Source organism: Kushneria phyllosphaerae (assembly GCF_900312995.1).
Taxonomy (GTDB): Bacteria; Pseudomonadota; Gammaproteobacteria; order Pseudomonadales; family Halomonadaceae; genus Kushneria; species Kushneria phyllosphaerae.
In genome coordinates this window covers 483689-504655 of record NZ_ONZI01000004.1, presented here as the reverse complement: position 1 = coordinate 504655, position 20967 = coordinate 483689, and the positions used below count along the sequence as shown (strand labels likewise).

Sequence of the window (20967 nt, the reverse complement as noted above, 5' to 3'; positions counted from 1 at the left end):
TCAGTACATGGCCGTGGCCAGACCCAGAAAGGCCACAAAGCCCACGACATCGGTAATGGTGGTCAGCAGCACACCGCCGGACAGGGCCGGGTCGATCGACAGCCTTTTCAGAATGACCGGAATCAGGGTGCCGGCCAGCGCGGCCACCAGCAGGTTGATGACCATCGCCATGGCAATGATGATGCCCAGCGTCATGTCATGGAAACGGGCCACGGCCATGACGGCCACGACCGCGGCCCAGAGCACCCCGTTAAGCGAGCCGGACATCAGCTCACGCACGACAAGCCAGCGAACATTGGCACCCGAGACGTGCCCCAGCGCCAGACCGCGAATCAAGACGGTCAGGGTCTGCGAGCCGGCGATCCCGCCCATGCTGGAAACAATGGGCATCAGGACGGCCAGGGCGGCAATCTGCTGAATGGTATCCTCGAAAAAGCCGATGGCAATCGAGACGATGGTGGCAGCGATCAGATTGATGCCCAGCCAGACGGCGCGCCGGCGACTGGTCCGCAATACAGGGGCGAAGGTGTCCTCTTCATCCTCAAGACCCGCCATGCTCATCATGGTGCGCGCCGAGTTTTCACGAATGACATCGACCACGTCATCAATGGTAATGCGGCCCAGCAGCCGATTGTCGGCACTGATTACCGGTGCCGAGATCAAATCCCGCCGCTCAAAGATGCTGGCCACTTCATCTTCATGCATCAGTGCGGTAAGGGTGACCACGTCGGTATCCATGATTTCACGTACGCTGATGCCGGGGGCACTGACCAGAATCCGATTGATGGGCAAAACGCCAATCAGCTCATTGTGCCGCGTCACGACCAGCAGGTTATCGGTGGATTCAGGCAGGCGCCGGTGTCGACGTAGATAGCGCAAAACCACATCCAGGGTGACGTCCGGGCGAATCGTGATGGTGTTGGTGTCCATCAGACCGCCGGCCGTATCCTCGGGATAGGACAGTACCGCCTCGATGCGCGCCCGACGGGAGGGCGTCATCATCGACAGGATGTCTTCAAGCGTAGCGTGGGGCAGGCGCTGAAGCAGGTCAGCGGCGTCGTCGTTGTCGAGCTGCTGGGTGGCCATCAACAGCTGTGACGCATCCATCCGGGTTAGAAACTCGGTCTGAATGTCATCATTGAGATATTGAAGAATCTCGCCCTTGGCGTGACTGTCGACCTGCTCCCAGAGAATGTCGCGCTCGCGTGGCGGCGTGGATTCCAGCAGCTGGGCAATGTCGGCAGGGGGCAGGCCGCGGCGGAGCAGGCGGCGTACCTGATCCATTTCCCGCTGCGCCAGGGCGTTTTCAAGTCGCTCCAGACGAGGCTGACGTCCTTTATGGTCATTGCTCATTGTCGCGACATTCCTGTGTCAGCCCATTCAAGAGCCGTATTCTAGCAAAGTGTCGAACAATGTTTGTGAATGCCTGACGGATCTACTGATCTTCGTCAAAGCGTGCCTCGAAAAGCGCCACGATGGCGTTCAGCGCTTCTTCGGCATCCTCGCCTTCTACCTGCACCTGCACCACGCTGGTACAGGGAGCGGCCAGCATCAAAAGCGACATGATATTGGCCGCGTCCGCACTTCGGTCCCCGTGATAAATCGTGACGCTTGAGGCAAAGGGCTGACAGCACTGTACAAGACGTGTTGCGGCCCGCGCATGCAGGCCGCGACGATTGGTCAGGGTCAGTTCACGCTGAAGCATCACCCGCCTCACTGACAGCGCGCTGAATGGTCAGTTCGCGGTGGCGAATGCGCACCGCCGGGAACTGGCCGGCGAAATGCTCACCAAGCTGCTCGGTCAGATAAACCGATCGATGCTGGCCACCGGTACAGCCAATGGCGACCGTCAGATAGCTGCGGTGGCTGGCCAGATAGGACGGCATCCAGCGCTCCAGCCACTGACAGATATCATCAAACATCGCCTTGACTTCATCATGGGCTTCCAGAAAGGCGATCACGTCACTGTCCTGTCCGGTCTGGGTACGATAGCGCGGGTCCCAGTAGGGATTGGGCAGACAGCGGACATCGAACACCATATCGGCGTCCAGCGGCACGCCGCGCTTGAAGCCAAAGGACTCAAAGGTCAGCGTCAGTTCGTTGACGGCATGACGGGCAACCTGCTCGGCGATGCGACGGCGCAGGTCATGTACCGACTGACTGGAGGTGTCAATGACCAGATCGGCGGTATTACGAATGGGCGAGAGAAACACATGTTCGGCTTCAATGGCCTCGGCCAGCGTCATCTGGGTTTCGCGCGTCAGCGGATGGCGCCGCCTGGTACCGGCGTAGCGTTCCAGCAAAACGCGGGAGTCTGCAGTGAGATAGACCACCCGGCAATGGATGCCTCGGGTAGACAACGCTTCCAGATGTTCCGGGAAGCGCTCCAGCTCACTGGGCAGGTTACGGGCATCGATGCTGACCGCGACGCGGTTACGATGCGGGCTACCGGCTTCGAGTTCGTCGATCAGGGCAGACAAAAGCATTGCCGGAAGATTGTCGATGGCATAAAAGCCCTGATCTTCCAGTGCCTGCAGCGCAATGGATTTACCGGAACCGGAGCGTCCACTGACGATAACAAGTTCCATGGCCATGCTGCTTATACTCGCGTGGAAAGTTGGCTGATGGCCTGCATCAGGATGTCATGAAGTTCCTGCTCATCATGGGCGTTGCGCAGGGCATGCCGGGTTTCGGCGGCGTTCATGACTTCGGCGATCTGCGCCAGCAGGGAAAGATGCGTGTCTTCGGCAGCTTCAGGCACCAGTAGCACAAAAAGCAGATCGACGGGTTCGCCATCGATGGCATCGAAATCCACGGCCTGTTGAAGACGCATGAATCCCGCCAATGGCTGGCGGCAGTGCGAATTGCGAGCATGGGGAATGGCCACGCCATTCCCCACACCGGTACTCCCCAGACGCTCCCTGCTGATCAGACGGGAAAAGACTTCCTGGCTGTCGAGACTGGGAATGTTTTGTGAGATGAACCCGCTGAAAAATTCCAGCACGCGCTTCTTGCTGCCTCCTTCCACATCAAACAGGATTCGATCGGAGGGGAGTATCTGGTCAAGTGTCATGGGTTACAGGTATTTGCCGTTGCCCTGGGAGCGGGCCTGTATTTTCTCCTTGTGCTTGAGCAGCTGTCGATCAAGCTTCTCGGTCAAGGCATCGATGGCAACATAAAGGTCTTCCTGCTCGGCCTGAGCATGAAGTTCGGCACCTGCGGCATGTAGCGTGGCCGCGGCCTGCTGGCGCTCCTTTTCGACGGACAGCGTCACCTGAACATTGGTGATGTTGTCATAGTGACGTTCCAGCTTGGCAAGCTTTTGATTGACGTGCTCGCGCAGTGCATCGGTCAGTTCGACGTGGTGCCCGGTAATGTTTACCTGCATGGCATGCTCCCTGGATCGAAACGGATAACCGGTAGTCCGTATGGACTGCCGGACCTGCAAGCCTCTCCGGCTACTCTCAGATTGTAACGCTTTTCCCGTCAGCGCAAACCCTGAATCATGTTGTTATGTTTCACGAATGCTTTCCGGCGGCCTGGTATCACAATGGCTCATGCCAGACGTTTGCGCTCGCTGGAAGAGGGAATGCCCATGGCTTCACGATACTTTGCCACGGTGCGCCTGGCCACCATGATGCCGTTGTCGGCCAGAAGCTGCACCAACCGGGCATCCGAGAGCGGGCGTCGCGGCGCTTCATCGCCGATGAACTTGCGGATTCGGGCGCGAATGGCCGTGCTGGCATGGGCGTCGCCTTCCTGGCCGACGTGGCTTGAGAAGAAATACTTGAGCTCCACGATGCCACGAGGCGTATGGATATACTTGCGTGTGGTAACCCGGGAAATGGTGGATTCATGCATGTCCACGGCCTGAGCAATATCGGCCAGAATCATGGGCTTGAGCGCCTCGTCCCCGTGCTCGATGAAGCCTGCCTGGCGTGTCATGATCTCCTGTCCTACCCGCAAGAGGGTGTCATTGCGACTCGACAGGCTCTTGAGCAGCCAGCGTGCTTCCTGAAGGTGCTGCTTGAGAAAGGTGTTTTCCTCGCTCTTGTCGGCACGGCGCACCAGTGCCGCATAGTCGGGCTGGATGCGAAGCCTTGGCAGGGACTCCTGATTGAGCTCGACCTGCCAGCCCTGTCGCCCGTGATAGCGCAGCACCAGATCCGGAGTGACAAGGTGCTGATCTACTGATTCAAACGCCTGGCCCGGCCGCGGGTTAAGCGAGCGAATGGTGTGAATGACCTGATCAAGCGCTTCATCATCAAGGCTCAGACGTCGCTTGAGAAGGCGTCGGTCGTTTTGCCCCAGCGGTTCGAGAAACTGACGGATCATGCGGCGTGTCTGGGCAAGCCAGGGAATATCCTCCGGCAGCTGATCAAGCTGCAACAGCAGGCATTCGCGCAGGTCGCGCGCAAAGACACCGGTCGGTTCACACTGCTGAAGTCGCGACAACATGCGTTCCATCTCGGCCTGGCGCAGGTCACCCAGGCCCTGCTGGCGAAGGCCCTTGCCCAGGTCCTCAAGTCCTGATCCCAGATAGCCGCTGGGTTCGAGGGCATCCAGCAGGGTATCGGTGATCAGGTGTTCGCGCGGGTCCATGTCCATCAGCAGAATCTGTGCACGAAGATGTGATGTCAGATCGACGGCCAGGGCGTTGTGCTCGATGTTGAAGCTGTCATCGCTACCGATACCAGCAGCGCTGCTGCCGTTGGTGTAGAGATCCTCCCAGCGGACATCCAGCGGCAATTCTTCGGGAATATCGTTGGACCATTCGTCCTGAGACAGCGGCGTTTCCGGCTGCTCAACGGTGTGCTCTTCCTCGGTGTCCAGCAGCGGGTTGCTCTCCAGCGCCATCTGGAGTTCCTGCTGTAAATCAAGCGTGGACAGCTGCAGCAGGTGGATGGCCTGCTGCAGTTGAGGCGTCATGGTTAGATGCGTGCCAGTGCGCAGCTGTAAGGCGGGTTTCATCATGTTCGCAAGGCCCGGTCGCCAACGTTTGATGTCACGCTATCCAGTCCGCGACGACCTTGCAAGTGCTGAAGGCACTGAAATCTGCAATTATCATGCCATTTGCTAATAACCCATCGGGGTCAAAGGCGAAATTCGTGACCCAGATAGACGTCGCGCACATGCTGGTTGTTCAGGACAGCGTTGGCATCTCCTTCTGCAATGATCAGGCCGCTGCCGACGATATAGGCGTTATCACAGATATCCAGCGTCTCACGCACGTTGTGGTCGGTTATCAATACACCGATACCGCGGGTACGCAGCTGGCGGATAATGCCCTTGATCTCGCCGACCGAAATGGGATCGACGCCGGCAAAGGGTTCGTCGAGCAGAATAAAGGCCGGTTCGATGGCCAGCGCCCGGGCGATCTCGACGCGGCGTCGTTCACCACCCGAAAGACTCATGCCCATGTTGTCCCGAATATGGCTGATGCTGAACTCTTCAAGCAGCTGGTCCAGCCGTTCGCGACGCTGGTGACGGTCCATGTCCTTGCGGGTTTCAAGAATGGCCATGATGTTGTCGGCCACGGAAAGCTTGCGAAAGATGGACGCTTCCTGAGGCAGATAGCTGATGCCGGCATGGGCGCGCTGGTGCATCGGACGACGGCTCAGGTCGAGATCATCAATGGCCACGTGGCCGGCATCGGCCTGAATCAGCCCAACGATCATGTAAAACGAGGTGGTCTTGCCGGCCCCGTTGGGGCCGAGCAGCCCCACGATCTCCCCTTGCCTGATCGACAGGCTGATGTCCTGAACGACACGGCGCCCCTTGAAGCTTTTGGCTAGATGGGCTGCGTGAAGGGTTTTCATTGGTTGCTGCCACCCTGTTGATCTTCGGGAGTAAGCTGCATGCGCACACGGCCGTCGGAGTTGCCGGAAGTGCTCTTGTGCTGAGCGCTCTGGCCGCCACGGGCGTTGACCTGACGGGAGTCGAGGAAATACTCCACGTAGCCGCCGTTAAAGGTGTCGCCATTTTGATGCAGCTCGGCGTTGCCGATCAGCTCAACGCGCCGCTCTCCGGCATGATAGATGATGGTGTTGCCCCAGCCCTTGGCCAGCGGGTCGCTGGGCGCCGGCTGCTGTTCAATGTAGGCGCGCCCATCACTGCCGCCCCTGGCGGTCAAACTCGAGAGGGCACCGCTCTGGGCGCGCTTGAGCTCGACCCGACTGGAGCGCAGCTTCATGGTGCCCTGATCGACTTCGACCGTGCCGGTATACACGGCGGTGCCGGCGCGGTTATCGATGTTGAGTTCATCGGCGCCGATATTGATGGGTTTCTGGCGATCGCTTTCCAGAGCCATCGCCTGCTGGCCGAGCATTGCCAGCAGCAGGGCAGAGGTACACAGCAGCAGAGGGCGCGTCATGGGAGATCCTTGTCGTCATTCATGTGTGAAAAAGGCGGCCATGGGTGAAAAGGCCGCGATTACTGGCGAATGGGCGGATGAAATCCCTGCACATTGCCCTCAAGCGTCATGCGATCTTCATCGACCCAGCCGTTAAAGCGGTCACCGCGGGTACGCTGCTCGTTTTGAGTGAACACAGCGTCACTGTCGCTCCAGGCGTGCTTCGACGGTAGATCATAATGCAGCACATCCGTTTCAAGTTGCCACCCATCCGCCGGTTGACGCAGTACGGCCTTGCCGGCCAGCACGAACGTGTTGGCATCGGGCCCGAGCACGGCGCGCGCACCATAGGCTGTCCATTGATTGCCGTCATCGCCCAGCAGGGTGAAGTGCGGGGTGACGGCGCGGGTCACATCATCTTCAGGCGTGTGAGACACGCGCGGGCTTTCCATGGTCTGGGCCCTTTGGCCCTGCTCATCAAAGCGGGTATAGGTCACGCCTTCGAGATAATAATCGGGGGCGCCCTGGGAGCTGTCCGGAGCAGGGCCCGGTGCCATCAGGGCATTGCGTTGATCGATCAGTGTCAGCACGCCCCCCAGAGCCAGTACCAGAATCAAAATGCCAAGACGTGCCCGTGTCCGTCCGGAAGGAAGTCTGTCTCGAAAAGCCATATGCACGTCCTGTCGGGTAAGCGGTGCAGCCTCAGGGCCGCTCATGAGCAGCAATGATATCCTGCCAGAGGCCTTTCGCGTTAAGGAGCCATTCACAGAGTTCACGTACTGCGCCGTGCCCGCCGGGCGTTTTGGTCACCAGGTCGGCACGCTGACGAATATAGTCCGGTGCATCCGCTACCGTCACGCCCAGGCCTGCATGCAAAATGGCGCCGAGGTCGGGCAGATCGTCGCCGCAGTAGCACACTTCTGCGGGCTCGAGATTCAGCTCTGCCATCAGTGCCCCGAGTACGACGCGCTTGTCGTCACGCCCTTGGATGACATGGGCAATACCCAGTTCCTGCGCGCGTCGGTCAACGGCAGGCGAGACCCTGCCCGTGATCAGGGCAATATCGATGCCTGCCTGCATAAGCAGCTTCAGGCCGAGCCCGTCACGAACATGAAACACCTTGTCGCCATCATCCTCGGGCTGTGAGGCGTAGCGAAGCCGGCCATCCGTTAAAACGCCGTCAACGTCCAGCGCCAAAAGACGGATGGGGCGGGCGCGTTCGTCCAGTGCAGGGATTGTCAGTGCAGAGATTGTGTCATCAGATCGTGTCATGGCGTTTTGTGTCAGTTCTCCGGCATGGCGACCAGCGACCCGGGTTCGATCGGGCAGTAGTGGCCATGTCGTCTTGTAGGCGAGTAGGCATCAGGGCGATACTAGACAATGCCGCTTCTGAGCAGGTCATGCATCTTGAGAAGTCCGATGGGCCGATGTCGATCATCGACGACGACCAGCGCCGTAATACGATGATCCTCCATGACCCTGACGGCTTCAGCCGCAAGGGTCTGCGCCCCGATGGTGCGGCCGCCGGGCGTCATGATGTCCCAAATGATCAGCTGTCGGACATCGCCATGGCGATCGATTGTGCGGCGTAGATCCCCATCGGTATAGATGCCCACGAGGCGGCCGGTATTATCGGTGATACACGTAAAGCCGTGCCCCTTGCGCGTCATTTCGACCAGTGCCTCGCTCAGACGTGCATCCTGTCGAATGACCGGAAGCTCGTCGCCGGTGTGCATCAGATCCTCTACTCGCAGCAGCAAGCGCTTGCCCAGGGTGCCGCCAGGGTGTGACAGTGCAAAATCCTCGGGGCTAAAGCGTCGCGCTTCCAGCAAGGCGATCGCCAGGGCGTCACCGAGCGCCAGCGCCGCCGTGGTCGAGGAAGTGGGGGCCAGATTCAGCGGGCAGGCTTCCTGAGCCACACTGACATCAAGATGGACATCGGCGTGTCTGGCAAGACTCGAGGACGTGTTGCCGGTCATGGCGATCATGGTGGTGCCCAGGCGCTTGAAAAGGGGCAGCAGGGCGGTCAGTTCGGCCGTTTCCCCTGAATTGGACAGGGCCAGAACAAGATCGTCGCGCACCAGCATTCCCAGGTCGCCGTGGCTGGCTTCACCGGCATGCACGAAAAACGAGGGCGTGCCGGTGCTGGCAAGCGTTGCCGCTATCTTGCGTCCCACATGGCCCGATTTACCAACGCCTGTGACCACCACTCGCCCGCGACATGCCAGCATGTGCTGACAGGCGTGGGTAAAGGGCGCATCAAGGCGTTCGCACAAATCTCTCAGAGCGTTCTGCTCTAGTAAAAGCGTGCGACGTGCACTGGCCAGAAAGTCGTGATCGATATCAGGTGTTGTCATGGCCGTGAATTCTGACGCCGGATGTCGCGGGGCACAAGCGCAACCGTGTGGACAGACCAGGATAATCGAGGCTTGAGAAAGGGCCGCGGGCGGGTCCTGGTGCGATCCGATTTTTATGCCTTTATGGCAGTTGCCCTTAACTGAGGCTGGTGGGAGCGGGCCTGATTCGGATACGATGTTCGCTAACTCCATATCCTTTTGTGTTCATTCAGGAGTTGTATGTCCGACTCAACATTGGTCAGCGTCGAGAACCTGCATTTCTCGCGAGCTGGCAGACCCATTTTTTCGGGCGTTGATCTGGAGATCCCAAAAGGGCGCATTACGGCCATCATGGGACCCAGTGGCACTGGCAAGACAACCCTGCTCAAGCTGATCGCCGGACAGCTCACGCCTGATTCGGGCAGTGTGCATGTCGGTGAGGACAATGTGCATCGACTGTCCCGTCAGGCACTGTTTCGAATGCGGCGTCGCATGGGCATGCTGTTTCAAAGCGGGGCGCTGTTTTCGGATCTGAGCGTGTTTGAAAATGTGGCCTTTCCGATACGGGTCCACACTGACCTGCCCGAGCACATGATCCGTGATCTGGTGCTGATCAAGCTGCAGGCCGTGGGCCTTCGTGGCGCCCGTGATTTGATGCCCGCCGAGCTTTCAGGCGGTATGACAAGGCGTGTGGCGCTGGCACGTGCCATTGCGCTGGACCCGGATCTAATCATGTACGATGAGCCCTTTGTCGGTCAGGATCCCATCTCGATGGGGGTGCTGGTCACGCTGATTCGCCGACTCAACAGTGCCTTCAACATGACCGCCATCGTGGTCTCCCATGATATCAAGGAGACGCTGTCGATTGCCGATCATGTCTATGTCATTGCCGATGGTCGTGTGATGGCCAGTGGATCTCCGGCGTCCCTGCGCGAGGCTCAGGACCCCAGGGTCAGCCAGTTCATACAGGGCAAACCCGATGGTCCGGTGCCCTTTCATTATCCTTCGAAAAATTTTTATGAGGATATTCTTGCGCCCTCGGAGGTGTCTTGATGTCACCGTTGATATTTCTGGGCCGCAAGACCCTGAATACGCTTGAGTCGCTCGGGCGCAGTGCCATCTTCCTGGCGCAGGCCCTGTGTCATCTGCCTCGACTCGAAGGCGCCAGACTCTGGCTTCGACAGATGTACTTTGTCGGCGTCATGTCCCTGCCCATCATCGCCGTTTCGGGCCTTTTCATCGGGATGGTCATTGCACTGCAGGGCTATCTGGTGCTGTCCGGATTTGGGGCTGATGAAGCGCTGGGTCAGATGGTGGCACTGTCGCTGCTGCGAGAGCTTGCGCCGGTCGTGACGGCGCTTTTGTTTGCCGGGCGTGCCGGTTCGGCCCTGACGGCTGAAATTGGCCTCATGAAGGCTACCGAGCAGCTGTCCAGCATGGAGATGATCGGCGTCGATCCTCTGCGCCGGGTCATTTCACCGCGACTATGGGCCGGATTCCTGTCCATGCCGATACTGACCGTGTTTTTCAGTGTGATCGGCATCGCGGGTGGCTACCTGGTAGGTGTGGACTGGCTGGGTGTCGATCAGGGCTCGTTCTGGGGCAACATGCAGGGCAGCGTGATCTTTATGGATGATGTCGTGAATGGCATGTTGAAAAGCGTGGTCTTTGGCGTCGTCGTGACATGGATTGCTGTCTTTCAGGGTTACGATCTCGTACCGACCTCCGAGGGGATTTCGCGCGCCACGACTCGCACTGTCGTGTTTGGTTCGCTGGCCGTACTGGGGCTGGATTTCATTTTGACTGCGCTGATGTTTGGAGAATTCTAATGAAGCGCTCTAAGTGGCTTGAAGCCGGTGTCGGTGCCTTTGTACTGGCCGGATTTCTGGGACTCGTTTTTCTGGGTCTACAGGTAAGTGGGTTTGCTCCAGGGCAGGCTGAACAGAATTTCACGGTGTATGCGAGCTTCAGCAACATCGGTGGTTTGAAGGAGCGCTCTCGGGTCACGATGGCGGGGGTAACGGTTGGCCGTATCACCAATATCGAGCTGGACCCGAAGTGGCTTGAAGGGCGTGTGACCATGGAGATCGACAGTGATGTTGGTGAAAAACTGTCGGAAGACTCCACGGCGTCTATCCTGACAGCGGGACTTCTGGGCGAGAAATACATCGGCCTCTCGACCGGTGGCGCGCCGGAAATGATCAAGGATGGCGGCACCATTCGCGATACGCAGTCGGCCCTGGTACTTGAAGAGCTGATTCAGCAGTTTGTCTCGAACATGTCCAAATAACCCGAATGAATGACAGGCGCCGAGAGGTGAAGGCGGCGCTGGTGCAATTTGTATAATCAGGAGGTGCAGTTGATGAAAAGGGTCTCCCGCTACGTTGGCGTGCTGGTAGCCGCCATGCTCGGTTTGGGCGTTCTGTCTGCTCAGGCTGCCAATCAGTCTCCGCACGAGGTGGTCAGTCAAAGCGTTGACAAGCTGATGTCAAAGCTCGACAACAATCAGGACCGCTATCGCAATCATCCTGATGAGCTGAAAAGCGTGGTCGAGCAGAATATCGATCCCATCGTTGACTGGCGTTATGCCTCGGCCAGTGTCATGGGCAAGTATTTTCAGGCAGCCAGCCCCGAGCAGCGCAGTCAGTTTGCCCGCGTATTCAAGCAGACATTGATCGATACCTATGCGCAGGGGCTGGTGACGTTTGACTATAAGGACGTGCGTGTTCTGGATAATAACCAGAACCAGCGCTACGAGAATCAGGCCAGTGTCGATATGGAAGTGATCGCGGCCAACGGCGAACGCTATCCGGTCTCCTATACCCTGCGCGACCGCGACGGCAGCTGGAAAGTGATCAATGTGGTGGTCAATGGCATCAATCTGGGCCTGACCTTCCGCAACCAGTTCGATCAGGCCATGCGTGCCAACAATCGTGACTTTGATGCTGTCATTAATGGCTGGTCGCCCGATGTCGACCTTGAAGACGGCGACGGGGACAATCAAAAGGCTAAGGACTGATGAGCGAAAGGCTCTACGGTGATGACGTCGTCACGCTTGAAGCCCGTGATGCCGCCCTTTATCTGAAAGGCGCACCGGGCTTTGACAATGCATCGGATCTGGCGACCGCCGGTATCGACTGGCTGAAGGGATACGATGGTACTCAGGTCTCCTTTAATCTGTGTGGTGTCAGCCGAACCAGCAGCGCGACCATTTCGGTGCTGCTTGAGTGGCTGCGCGCTGCGCAGGCCAAAAAGCTGGAAGTCGATCGCATTACACTTTCCGACAGCATGCGCGAGCTGATCGAAATGGCCGAACTCGGCGATGTGTTTCCGGCCCATGAAACCTCATTTGCCGCGGCGGATGAGACATGAGGTGCTGAGCCTGCGGGTTCTGTTATTGAAAAGCGGCGTCATTGACGCCGCTTTTTTTTATGTCCATTCGCGCGGGGTCGTGCTTTTCATTTACCATTGGCGACCAACAAACCAGTAAAGGAGTCATCATGCAGCCTGATGAGGTCAAGCGTCTGCTTGAGGCGCGCATCGAATCATGTGAGTTTGAGGTTCAGGGAGAAGGGTGCAACTTTCAGGTCACCGCCATTGGTGATGTCTTTGAAGGCATGACACCTGTCAAGCGTCAGCAGCTCATTTACGCCGCGCTTTCCGAAGAGATTGCCAGCGGCGCGCTGCATGCCATTAGCATCAGGACCATGACGCCGGCTCAGCGGGCCGCTGCGTCTCCTGATTCAGATCGTGCCTGATTGCCTTGGAAGTCTGGTGAATGGATAAACTGATTATCAGCGGTGGTCGACCGCTGTCTGGCGAAGTCTGGACCTCGGGGGCTAAGAATTCGGCCCTGCCCATTCTGGCCGCCACATTGCTGGCCGATGAGCCGGTTATCATTGGCAACTTGCCGCATCTGCAGGACATTACCACCACGCTTGAGCTGCTCGGGCGCATGGGGGTAGAGCCCATCATGGGCGAGAAGATGAGCATCCAGCTGGATGGTCGCGTCAAGGACTGTCACGCCCCCTATGATCTGGTCAAGAAGATGCGGGCCTCGATTCTGGTGCTGGGCCCGTTGCTGGCGCATTTTGGCACTGCCGATGTCTCGCTGCCGGGTGGCTGCGCCATCGGTTCGCGTCCGGTCGATCTTCACATTCGTGGCCTGCAGGCCATGGGCGCCGATATTCGGGTAGAAGCCGGCTATATTCGTGCCAGAGCGCCCGGCGGTCTGAAAGGCGCGCATATCGTGCTGGATACGGTCACGGTCACGGGCACGGAAAATCTTCTGATGGCCGCCACCCTGGCTCATGGCCGTACCGTCCTGGAAAACGCCGCTCGTGAACCGGAAATCGTGGATCTGGCCGAGTGCCTGATTGCCATGGGGGCGAACATCAGCGGCCATGGCAGCAGCACTATCGTTATTGATGGCGTCAAGCGTCTGCATGGCTGTCGCTACGATGTCATGCCTGACCGCATCGAAACCGGTACCTTTCTGGTCGCGGCGGCGGCTACCCGTGGCAGGGTTCGGGTGCGCAATGCCCGCGCCGATACCATGGAAGCGGTGCTGCTCAAGCTTGAAGAGGCCGGCGCCGAGATCGAAACCGGTGACGGCTGGATCTCACTGGACATGCATGGTCGCAGGCCGAAGGCTGTCAACATCCGCACGGCCCCGTATCCCGCCTTTCCGACCGATATGCAGGCCCAGTTCGTGGCGCTCAATGCCGTCGCCGAAGGCAGCGGCCGTGTGGTGGAAACCATTTTTGAAAATCGTTTCATGCATGTTCAGGAAATCAACCGCATGGGGGCGGACATTTCACTGGAAGGCAATACGGCACTGGTGAACGGCGTCGAGCACTTGAGTGGTGCTCCGGTCATGGCAACTGACCTTCGTGCCTCGGCCAGTCTGGTCATTGCTGCTCTGGTCGCCGAAGGCGAGACCGTGGTGGATCGTATCTACCATATCGATCGTGGCTATGAGTGCATCGAGGAAAAGCTTCAACTGATGGGGGCGCGTATTCGCCGCGTGCCGCGTTAACGGGCCGTCGGGGGGACACGCCATGCCGATTCATTTTTGCAGCCATTGAAGATCACATGAGTAAACCGCTGATACTGGCGCTCTCCAAGGGGCGAATTCTCAAGGAAACGCTGCCGTTGCTGGCTGCTGCCGGCATTGAGCCGCTGGAGCCACTCGACAAGAGCCGCAAGCTCCTGTTCGACACCAGTCTCGAGAACGTCAAGCTGGTGATCCTGCGCGCTGTTGATGTGCCGACCTATGTACAGATGGGCGCAGCCGATGTGGGCGTGGCCGGCAAGGATGTGCTGCTTGAGCATGGAGCTCAGGGGCTTTATGAGCCGCTGGATCTGGAGATATCCCGCTGTCGTTTGATGACTGCGGGTATTGAAGGCGTCACGCCCGGGCGCGCCCGGCGTCGTGTGGCGACCAAGTTCGTCAATATCGCCCGACGCTATTATTCGGACCTGGGCATTCAGGCCGAAGTCATCAAGCTTTACGGGGCGATGGAGCTGGCACCGCTCATGAATCTTGCCGACGAGATTGTCGATATCGTGGATACCGGTAATACCCTACGCGCCAACGGCATGGCGCCGCGCGAGCTGATTGCCGATATCAGTACGCGGCTGGTGGTCAACAAGGCGTCCATGACCGTAGAGCATGCGCGTCTGGGGCCATTGATCGAGCGTCTGGGGCAGGCGGTGGCAGAACGTCGCCAGGACAGCCTGACATCCTGAATCCTGATCGGCTTTCAACGATCAGGTTGCACTAGGGGGTCACGTCACCGGCGCGACACGTTACTCTCCGGCAATGGCCGGAAGGCAAGGAGTCATTCAGGCGTAATGGACAAGCAGAGCATACATCGACTTTCGACAGGCCAGCCGGATTTCGTGTCCCGACTGGATACGCTGCTGGACTGGGAAAGCGTTTCAAGCGCTGACATACAGCAAAGCGTCGATCGCATCATTGCGGACGTTCGCAGTCGCGGTGATGCAGCCATCATCGATTTGACCCGCCAGTTCGATCGTCTTGATGTTCAGGACATGTCGGCACTGACTCTGGGCGCCGAGCGACTGGAGCAGGCGTGGCAAGGGCTACCGGAAGAGCAGCGTCAGGCGCTGGCGGTGGCAGGCGATCGTATTCGCGCCTATCACGAGCAGCAAAAGCCTGAATCCTGGTCCTATCAGGAGGCCGACGGCACCCTGCTGGGCCAGAAGGTGACGCCGCTGGACCGGGCCGGTGTCTATGTGCCCGGTGGCAAGGCAGCCTATCCCTCATCGGTGCTGATGAATGTCATTCCGGCGCATGTGGCCGGCGTGAAGGACATCGTCATGGTCGTGCCGACCCCGGATGGCGTGCTCAATGAGCTGGTGCTGGCTGCGGCCCATGTGGCTGGCGTGGGTCAGGTGTTCACCATCGGTGGTGCTCAGGCCGTGGCAGCACTGGCCTACGGCACTGAAACGATTCCGAAGGTCGACAAGATTGTGGGGCCGGGCAATATTTTTGTGGCCACGGCCAAGCGTGCCGTATTCGGTCAGGTCGGCATCGACATGATTGCCGGGCCGTCGGAAATTCTGGTGGTCTCCGATGGGGGCACCGATCCAGACTGGCTGGCCATGGATCTTTTCTCACAGGCCGAGCACGATGAAGATGCCCAGGCCATTCTGATCAGCTGGGATCAACAGCATCTGGATGCGGTGGCAGAAAGCATCGAGCGGTTATTGCCCACACTCGAGCGCGCCGAGATTATTCGGGCATCGCTGTCCCGTCGCGGCGCCCTGATTTTGGTGGAGGACGAGGCGCAGGCGCTGTCACTGGTCAACCGCATTGCCCCGGAACACCTGGAGCTTTCGGTCGAAGAACCGCAAAGGCTGGCCGAGCAGGTTCGCCATGCCGGTGCCATCTTCATGGGGCGTTACACGGCCGAGGCGCTGGGTGATTACTGTGCCGGCCCCAACCATGTTCTTCCGACCTCGGGGACGGCACGATTTTCCTCACCGCTGGGCGTCTATGACTTTCAGAAGCGCTCATCGCTGATTCAGTGTTCGCCGCAGGGCGCTTCAACACTTGGTCAGACGGCATCAGTGCTGGCAAGAGGCGAGTCGCTCACGGCACACGCCCGCTCGGCTGAAAATCGTATCGATGGACACTCTCGTGCTGAGAACAACAGTCGTGTCGAGAGCGACAGGCACTGATCCAGACCTTTTTCAGCCATCGACCGCCGGTCAGCTTTCGGGCTGAACCGGCGTTACCGGCCTGCTCGGGCGTTCGCCCACGCTGACAGTCACCTTGAAACGCTTGCCATTACGGTAAAGTTCTACCGGGAGCTGCTTGCCGGGCTCCACCTCTGCAATATCCACCATGGCCGTCTGGGCATCCAGCAGCGGCTTGCCGGCCATCGACAGGATCAGGTCGCCTACCTTGATGCCAGCCTGTGCGGCGGGGCCACCGTCCACGACATCTGATACCACCACCCCGCGCGGGGCGTTGATGTCCAGTGATGACGCAAGGCTTGAACTGACCTCTCTGGCCTCGATGCCCAGCCATCCCCTGACCACGCGCCCGCGAGTGACAAGATCGTTGAGAATGCCGTGTGCCAGATTGGTGGGAATGGCGAACCCGATGCCCTGTGAGCCGCCGGTACGGGAAAAGATGGCCGTGTTGATGCCGACAAGGGCGCCTTCGGCATTCACCAGTGCGCCGCCCGAGTTGCCCGGGTTGATGGCCGCGTCTGTCTGAATGAAGTCCTCATAGGCATTCAGTCCCAGGTGGTTGCGGCCGGTGGCACTGATGATCCCCATGGTCACGGTCTGTCCCACGCCGAAAGGGTTGCCGATGGCCAGGGCAATATCGCCGACACGGGTGTTGGTCGCATCGGCAAGATCAATGACCGGGAGGTTGTCCAGGTCGATCTTGAGTACGGCCAGATCCGTCTCCGGGTCGGTGCCGATGACGGTAGCCAGTGTCTCGCGCCCATCTCGCAGGGCGACCTGAACTTCATCGGCACCGCTGATGACGTGGTTGTTGGTCAGGATATAGCCCTCATCACTGACGATGACGCCGGAGCCAAGGCTTGACAGCATGCGTTGGCGCCCGGACTTGCTGTTGCCAAAGAACTGTTCAAAAAACGGGTCAGACATCAACGGGTGATGGTCGCGCTCCACCAGTCGTGATGAGTAGACATTGACCACAGCGGGGGCAGCATGCTGTACGGCGTCGGAGTAGCTTGCCGTGCCGGACCCACGCTGCAGGGGCGCTGCGTTTCGCGTCACGGGCGGCATGCGCTGCACGGGCGGTGTGGGAGCCGGCGTAGTGGTCGGAGCGGTAGCGGCCTGACCCTGCCGGCCATCGACGGCAGGGCGGTCGCCACTGTCAACGATTTGCGGCATGTGATCCAGCAGTACCAGCGCCAGTAGAACGCCACAGACGACCGGCCAGATCAGGGGCACCAGAAATCGGCGCATGACAACATCCTTTTGAAACAGGCAGCCCGGAGCTGCAGACTTGCAGGTTGTTCGGATCCGACATCCGGGTCTAAGGCGTTGCCTTACCGCATGCCGGCCACAATGTCGTATAAAAGTTGAGCGAGTTTATCACCCGGGCGTCAGCAATGTCTGATGCTGGCGGGCACTTTCAAACATCGATGGCGGGGAGAAAGCAAATGATCGAGCGCAGCGAGTTACTAAAAGACATGAAGACGCTGCTTGTTCCAGAGCGCTTCAAGGATTTTACCGTCAACGGCCTGCAGGTTGAGGGTCAAGATCGGGTGACCCGTATCATGAGTGGTGTGACGGCCAGTCAGGACCTGCTCGATGAGGCGGTGGCCTGGCAGGCCGATATGGTGCTGGTACACCATGGCTATTTCTGGAAAAACGAGCCGGTGGCCATTACCGGCATGAAGCAGCGCCGTATTGCCACACTGTTGGCGCATGGCATTAATCTGGTGGCGTGGCATCTCCCGCTGGACGCTCATGCAACGCTTGGCAATAACGTTCTGCTGGCCCATCGCATGGACTGGCAGGTGCAGGGCGTACTTGACGGCGAGATGGGGCAGGGGCTTTTGTATCATGGCGCCATGACGTCGTGCTCACAACAGGCGCTGGCCGAGCGGCTCCATCAGCGTCTTGATCGCAAACCATTGATGATTTCAGGCCATGATCGGCCCATCGAGCGTCTGGCCTGGTGCACCGGTGGTGCACAGGACATGATCATTGACGCTGCAGAGGCCGGTATGGATGCCTTCGTTTCCGGGGAGATTTCAGAGCGGACCACGCACCTGGCGCGGGAAATGGGGATTACCTACTATGCGGCCGGCCATCATGCCACCGAGCGCGATGGCATTCGTGCTCTCGGAGAGTGGCTGGCGCAGCGCCATGACATCGAGCACCGCTTTGTCGATATCGACAACCCGGTGTAACGGCCACCGGAGGTCCGGTGACCGCTGATCGATCAGTATCGCGGCGGTTGCGGGTCCGTGCTGTCACCTTCCTGCTTCTGGCGCAGCCCGTAACTCTCATCGAGCGTGCCATTGCTGTCGGCGTAGTCACGCGGTACGTGAAGGGCGTTTGTCTCCTCTTCACTGTCTTCCGGTGCGATTACCTGGCGTTTGCGCTTGAGCGCCGGGTCGCTGGCCATGGTGCCTGCATCGGTATCGAGTCGGGCCTGGAGCTCTTCGCTCTGACGGGTGATGTTGCGTGCAAGCGTCGTGACATCGGCAAAATGCGTATTCACGCTCTCGCGCAGTTTTTTGAGCTCAAGCTCGGTTTCGGCCAGCCGCTGCTTGAGTTTCTGGCTGGTGTTTCTCTGGCTGCCCGAGAAATGGCGAATCAACACGCCGATCGCGATGCCTGCCAGCAGTGCCACAATGGCGACTACCCAATCGATATTGCCTTCGTTCACCAATATTCCCCTCTTCAATGCTGATTGCACGCACGACCGGCGTGACCATGCGATAGGCCATTATAGAAGGCGTCATGTTGTCCGGGTCAATTCACTCACGACATAATCGTGCCCATCAGCGCTGAGAAATCACCCTTGCGCAGGGCGAATCAGCACGTGTCACGCTGTACAATCATGGGTATCCGATCTTCCGCAAGGCACCAGATAACATGTCCAGACTTTCCCCGCGAGAACAGTACCGGCAGGATCTTGAACGTGAAGGCTTTCAGCATGACAGCTCTCAGGAGAAGGCGGTTGAGCACCTGCAGCGCCTTTATGAGGCACTGACCAGCAGACCACGACCCAAACCTTCGACGGCCGTGGCCGATAGTGGGCTCAAGTCAAAAATGTCGGGATTTTTTGGCAAGAAAAGCGCTCCGTCAGCGCCCACGGCGCCCGCCGAGCCGGAGATCAAGGGGCTTTATTTCTGGGGTGGGGTAGGTCGAGGCAAGACATGGCTGGTGGATACCTTTCATGACAGCCTGCCCTTTGATGACAAGATGCGTACGCACTTTCATCGCTTCATGCAGCGTGTGCACAAGGAGCTGGACGTTCACAAGGGGCAAAAGAATCCTCTGACCCTTGTGGCGGCAAAGCTTGCCGGAGAGGCCAGAGTCATCTGCCTTGACGAATTTTTCGTGAAGGACATTACCGATGCCATGATTCTGGGCAACCTGCTGGATGCCCTGTTCGCCCAGGGCGTGGTGCTGGTGACAACCTCCAATATCGTGCCGGATGAACTTTATAAAAACGGTCTGCAGCGTGACCGGTTCCTGCCTGCCATCGAATTGCTCAATCGTCACTGTGACGTGGTCAATGTCGATGCCGGTATCGATTATCGAATGCGCACCCTGACGCGCGAGGAAATCTTTCATACGCCGGCTGATGACAGCGCTGACGCCGCCTTGCAGGAGAGCTTTGTACATCTGGCCGGTGAATCAGGGCAGGAAGATACGCTGCGGATCAACGGACGAGCGCTGAAGGCTCGTCGCTGTCATGAGGGCGTGGTCTGGTTTGACTTCAAAACACTGTGTGACGGTCCACGCAGCCAGAATGACTATATCGAGCTCTCGCGCCAGTACCATAGCGTATTGATCTCCAATGTGCCGGTCATGGGGGCCGCAATCGAGGATCAGGCGCGACGTTTTATCAACCTGGTGGATGAGTTTTACGACCGCGCCGTCAAACTGGTGATGTCCGCGGATGCCGAGCCGGAATCCCTGTATAGCGGTGGCGAGCTGGCCTTCGAGTTTGAACGTACGGTCTCGCGTCTGCAGGAGATGCAATCAAGCGATTATCTGGCGTTGACTCACAAGCCCTGACTGTGATTAACCCCTTGTTCGCCGGCGCCGGGCTCTGTACAATGCGCGCTCGCTTATCGTTGTTGTGTCTGCCTGCAGGGGCAACAACCAAGAAAAATAGGGATTGGCAGGGCAGTAGCAACGCTCTCGCCACAACCATGGTGATTCATACATGAAGACGTTCAGCGCCAAACCGCAGTCCGTGCAGCGCGACTGGTATGTCATCGACGCTGCAGACAAGACTCTGGGTCGACTGGCTACCGAGATCGCTCGCCGCCTGCGTGGCAAGCACAAGCCCGAATATACACCTCACGTTGATACCGGCGATTACATCGTCATCGTCAACGCCGAGAAGGTCCGTGTGACCGGCAAGAAAGCCTTTGCCAAACAGTATTACCGCCATACCGGTTATCCGGGCGGCCTGCGTTCGATGAACTTCGAGCAGATGATCGATCATGCTCCGGAGCGTGTTATCGAAATCGCTGTCAAGGGAATGCTGCCCAAGGGCCCGCTGGGTCGCGCCATGTATTCCAAGCTCAAGGTTTATGCCGGTGGTGAGCATCCTCATGCGGCGCAGCAACCTCAGGCACTGAATCTCTAAAGGAACATTTTCATGGCACAGCAGCAGTACTACGGCACAGGCCGCCGCAAGACCTCTACCGCACGCGTTTTTCTGCGTCCGGGCAATGGCAAGATCACGGTCAACAAGCGTGAACTCAACGAATATTTCGGCCGCGTGACCGCTCAGATGGTCGTGCGTCAGCCGCTTGAGTTGACCGAACTGACCAACCAGTTCGACATTTTTGTCACCGTTCAGGGTGGCGGCGGTTCTGCGCAGGCAGGCGCCATTCGTCACGGCATTACTCGTGCCCTGATGGAATACAATGAAGAATTGCGCGCTCCGCTGCGCAGCGCCGGCTATGTGACGCGTGATGCGCGTATGGTCGAGCGTAAGAAGGTCGGTCTGCGCAAGGCACGTCGTCGTCCCCAGTTCTCCAAGCGTTAAGCTTCGACGTCATGTCACAG

26 protein-coding genes are annotated in these 20967 nt (G+C 58.8%); 13 read left to right on the top strand and 13 right to left on the bottom strand.

Annotated features, from left to right (window positions below):
* The 11 genes from mgtE to KSP9073_RS15495 form a co-directional block, all read right to left on the bottom strand.
* Entirely contained in the window at positions 1–1353 is a 1353-nt protein-coding gene (gene mgtE / locus KSP9073_RS15545) for a magnesium transporter (protein WP_108843859.1), read from the bottom strand.
* An 82-nt stretch (positions 1354–1435) separates the two neighbouring features.
* Positions 1436–1705, bottom strand: coding sequence for an HPr family phosphocarrier protein (locus tag KSP9073_RS15540; RefSeq protein ID WP_108843858.1), 270 nt, complete (start codon positions 1703–1705; stop codon positions 1436–1438).
* On the bottom strand, positions 1692–2588 hold the full coding sequence (gene rapZ, locus KSP9073_RS15535; protein WP_108843998.1) for an RNase adapter RapZ: 897 nt from the start codon (positions 2586–2588) through the stop codon (positions 1692–1694). Before rapZ ends, KSP9073_RS15540 begins: the two co-directional genes overlap by 14 nt.
* 11 nt (positions 2589–2599) lie before the next feature.
* Entirely contained in the window at positions 2600–3073 is a 474-nt protein-coding gene (gene ptsN, locus KSP9073_RS15530) for a PTS IIA-like nitrogen regulatory protein PtsN (RefSeq protein WP_086623137.1), read from the bottom strand.
* 3 nt (positions 3074–3076) lie between these two features.
* Complete coding sequence (gene hpf, locus KSP9073_RS15525; RefSeq protein ID WP_090135316.1) at positions 3077–3388, bottom strand: ribosome hibernation-promoting factor, HPF/YfiA family; 312 nt, start codon at positions 3386–3388, stop codon at positions 3077–3079.
* A 167-nt stretch (positions 3389–3555) separates the two neighbouring features.
* Entirely contained in the window at positions 3556–4974 is a 1419-nt protein-coding gene (locus KSP9073_RS15520) for an RNA polymerase factor sigma-54 (RefSeq protein ID WP_108843857.1), read from the bottom strand.
* Between the two features lie 119 nt (positions 4975–5093).
* Positions 5094–5819, bottom strand: coding sequence for an LPS export ABC transporter ATP-binding protein (lptB, locus tag KSP9073_RS15515; protein ID WP_108843856.1), 726 nt, complete (start codon positions 5817–5819; stop codon positions 5094–5096).
* On the bottom strand, positions 5816–6373 hold the full coding sequence (lptA, locus tag KSP9073_RS15510) for a lipopolysaccharide transport periplasmic protein LptA (RefSeq protein ID WP_108843855.1): 558 nt from the start codon (positions 6371–6373) through the stop codon (positions 5816–5818). Before lptA ends, lptB begins: the two co-directional genes overlap by 4 nt.
* 59 nt (positions 6374–6432) lie before the next feature.
* Positions 6433–7023 carry an LPS export ABC transporter periplasmic protein LptC gene (gene lptC / locus KSP9073_RS15505; RefSeq protein ID WP_108843997.1) on the bottom strand — a complete coding sequence of 197 codons (591 nt, stop codon included), beginning with the start codon at positions 7021–7023 and terminating at the stop codon, positions 6433–6435.
* Positions 7024–7054: 31 nt separating this feature from the next.
* Positions 7055–7624: a KdsC family phosphatase gene (locus tag KSP9073_RS15500; RefSeq protein WP_207771498.1), complete on the bottom strand. Its 570-nt coding sequence runs from the start codon at positions 7622–7624 to the stop codon at positions 7055–7057.
* 101 nt (positions 7625–7725) lie between these two features.
* Complete coding sequence (locus KSP9073_RS15495; RefSeq protein WP_108843854.1) at positions 7726–8709, bottom strand: KpsF/GutQ family sugar-phosphate isomerase; 984 nt, start codon at positions 8707–8709, stop codon at positions 7726–7728.
* Positions 8710–8928: 219 nt separating this feature from the next.
* Here KSP9073_RS15495 and KSP9073_RS15490 point away from each other — a divergent pair, with 219 nt between their 5' ends.
* The 9 genes from KSP9073_RS15490 to hisD all read left to right on the top strand — a co-directional run bounded on the left by KSP9073_RS15490 (position 8929) and on the right by hisD (position 15897).
* On the top strand, positions 8929–9741 hold the full coding sequence (locus KSP9073_RS15490) for an ABC transporter ATP-binding protein (protein WP_108843853.1): 813 nt from the start codon (positions 8929–8931) through the stop codon (positions 9739–9741).
* A complete protein-coding gene (gene mlaE, locus KSP9073_RS15485) occupies positions 9741–10517 on the top strand; it encodes a lipid asymmetry maintenance ABC transporter permease subunit MlaE (protein WP_108843852.1) in 777 nt (258 codons plus the stop codon). Before KSP9073_RS15490 ends, mlaE begins: the two co-directional genes overlap by 1 nt.
* A complete protein-coding gene (gene mlaD / locus KSP9073_RS15480) occupies positions 10517–10978 on the top strand; it encodes an outer membrane lipid asymmetry maintenance protein MlaD (protein WP_108843851.1) in 462 nt (153 codons plus the stop codon). Before mlaE ends, mlaD begins: the two co-directional genes overlap by 1 nt.
* A gap of 72 nt (positions 10979–11050) precedes the next feature.
* A complete protein-coding gene (locus KSP9073_RS15475) occupies positions 11051–11707 on the top strand; it encodes an MlaC/ttg2D family ABC transporter substrate-binding protein (RefSeq protein WP_108843850.1) in 657 nt (218 codons plus the stop codon).
* Positions 11707–12060 (top strand): STAS domain-containing protein, encoded by a 354-nt coding sequence (locus tag KSP9073_RS15470; RefSeq protein WP_108843849.1) that lies wholly within the window; start codon positions 11707–11709, stop codon positions 12058–12060. Before KSP9073_RS15475 ends, KSP9073_RS15470 begins: the two co-directional genes overlap by 1 nt.
* 128 nt (positions 12061–12188) lie before the next feature.
* On the top strand, positions 12189–12446 hold the full coding sequence (locus tag KSP9073_RS15465) for a BolA family protein (RefSeq protein ID WP_108843848.1): 258 nt from the start codon (positions 12189–12191) through the stop codon (positions 12444–12446).
* 20 nt (positions 12447–12466) lie between these two features.
* Positions 12467–13726, top strand: a complete 1260-nt coding sequence (gene murA, locus KSP9073_RS15460) for a UDP-N-acetylglucosamine 1-carboxyvinyltransferase (RefSeq protein WP_108843847.1) — start codon at positions 12467–12469, stop codon at positions 13724–13726.
* 56 nt (positions 13727–13782) lie between these two features.
* A complete protein-coding gene (hisG, locus tag KSP9073_RS15455; RefSeq protein ID WP_108843846.1) occupies positions 13783–14439 on the top strand; it encodes an ATP phosphoribosyltransferase in 657 nt (218 codons plus the stop codon).
* Between the two features lie 105 nt (positions 14440–14544).
* Positions 14545–15897, top strand: coding sequence for a histidinol dehydrogenase (gene hisD / locus KSP9073_RS15450; protein WP_108843845.1), 1353 nt, complete (start codon positions 14545–14547; stop codon positions 15895–15897).
* A gap of 30 nt (positions 15898–15927) precedes the next feature.
* Here hisD and KSP9073_RS15445 read toward each other — a convergent pair whose 3' ends face one another.
* Positions 15928–17166: a Do family serine endopeptidase gene (locus KSP9073_RS15445; protein WP_108843844.1), complete on the bottom strand. Its 1239-nt coding sequence runs from the start codon at positions 17164–17166 to the stop codon at positions 15928–15930.
* 197 nt (positions 17167–17363) lie between these two features.
* Between KSP9073_RS15445 and KSP9073_RS15440 the strand changes: the two genes are divergently transcribed.
* Positions 17364–18119 carry a Nif3-like dinuclear metal center hexameric protein gene (locus KSP9073_RS15440; protein ID WP_108843843.1) on the top strand — a complete coding sequence of 252 codons (756 nt, stop codon included), beginning with the start codon at positions 17364–17366 and terminating at the stop codon, positions 18117–18119.
* Between the two features lie 32 nt (positions 18120–18151).
* Here the strand turns inward: KSP9073_RS15440 and KSP9073_RS15435 are convergent, their stop codons facing one another.
* The gene (locus tag KSP9073_RS15435) at positions 18152–18601 is read right to left on the bottom strand and encodes a Z-ring associated ZapG family protein (RefSeq protein WP_165814277.1); all 450 of its coding nucleotides are present in this window, start codon (positions 18599–18601) and stop codon (positions 18152–18154) included.
* Positions 18602–18810: 209 nt separating this feature from the next.
* On the opposite strand from KSP9073_RS15435, the gene zapE reads away from it, so the two are divergent.
* The 3 genes from zapE (at position 18811) to rpsI (ending at position 20947) form a co-directional block, all read left to right on the top strand.
* A complete protein-coding gene (gene zapE, locus KSP9073_RS15430; protein ID WP_108843841.1) occupies positions 18811–19962 on the top strand; it encodes a cell division protein ZapE in 1152 nt (383 codons plus the stop codon).
* Positions 19963–20113: 151 nt separating this feature from the next.
* Positions 20114–20542 (top strand): 50S ribosomal protein L13, encoded by a 429-nt coding sequence (rplM, locus tag KSP9073_RS15425; protein ID WP_108843840.1) that lies wholly within the window; start codon positions 20114–20116, stop codon positions 20540–20542.
* A 12-nt stretch (positions 20543–20554) separates the two neighbouring features.
* A complete protein-coding gene (gene rpsI / locus KSP9073_RS15420; protein ID WP_108843839.1) occupies positions 20555–20947 on the top strand; it encodes a 30S ribosomal protein S9 in 393 nt (130 codons plus the stop codon).
* Positions 20948–20967: the final 20 nt, after the last annotated feature.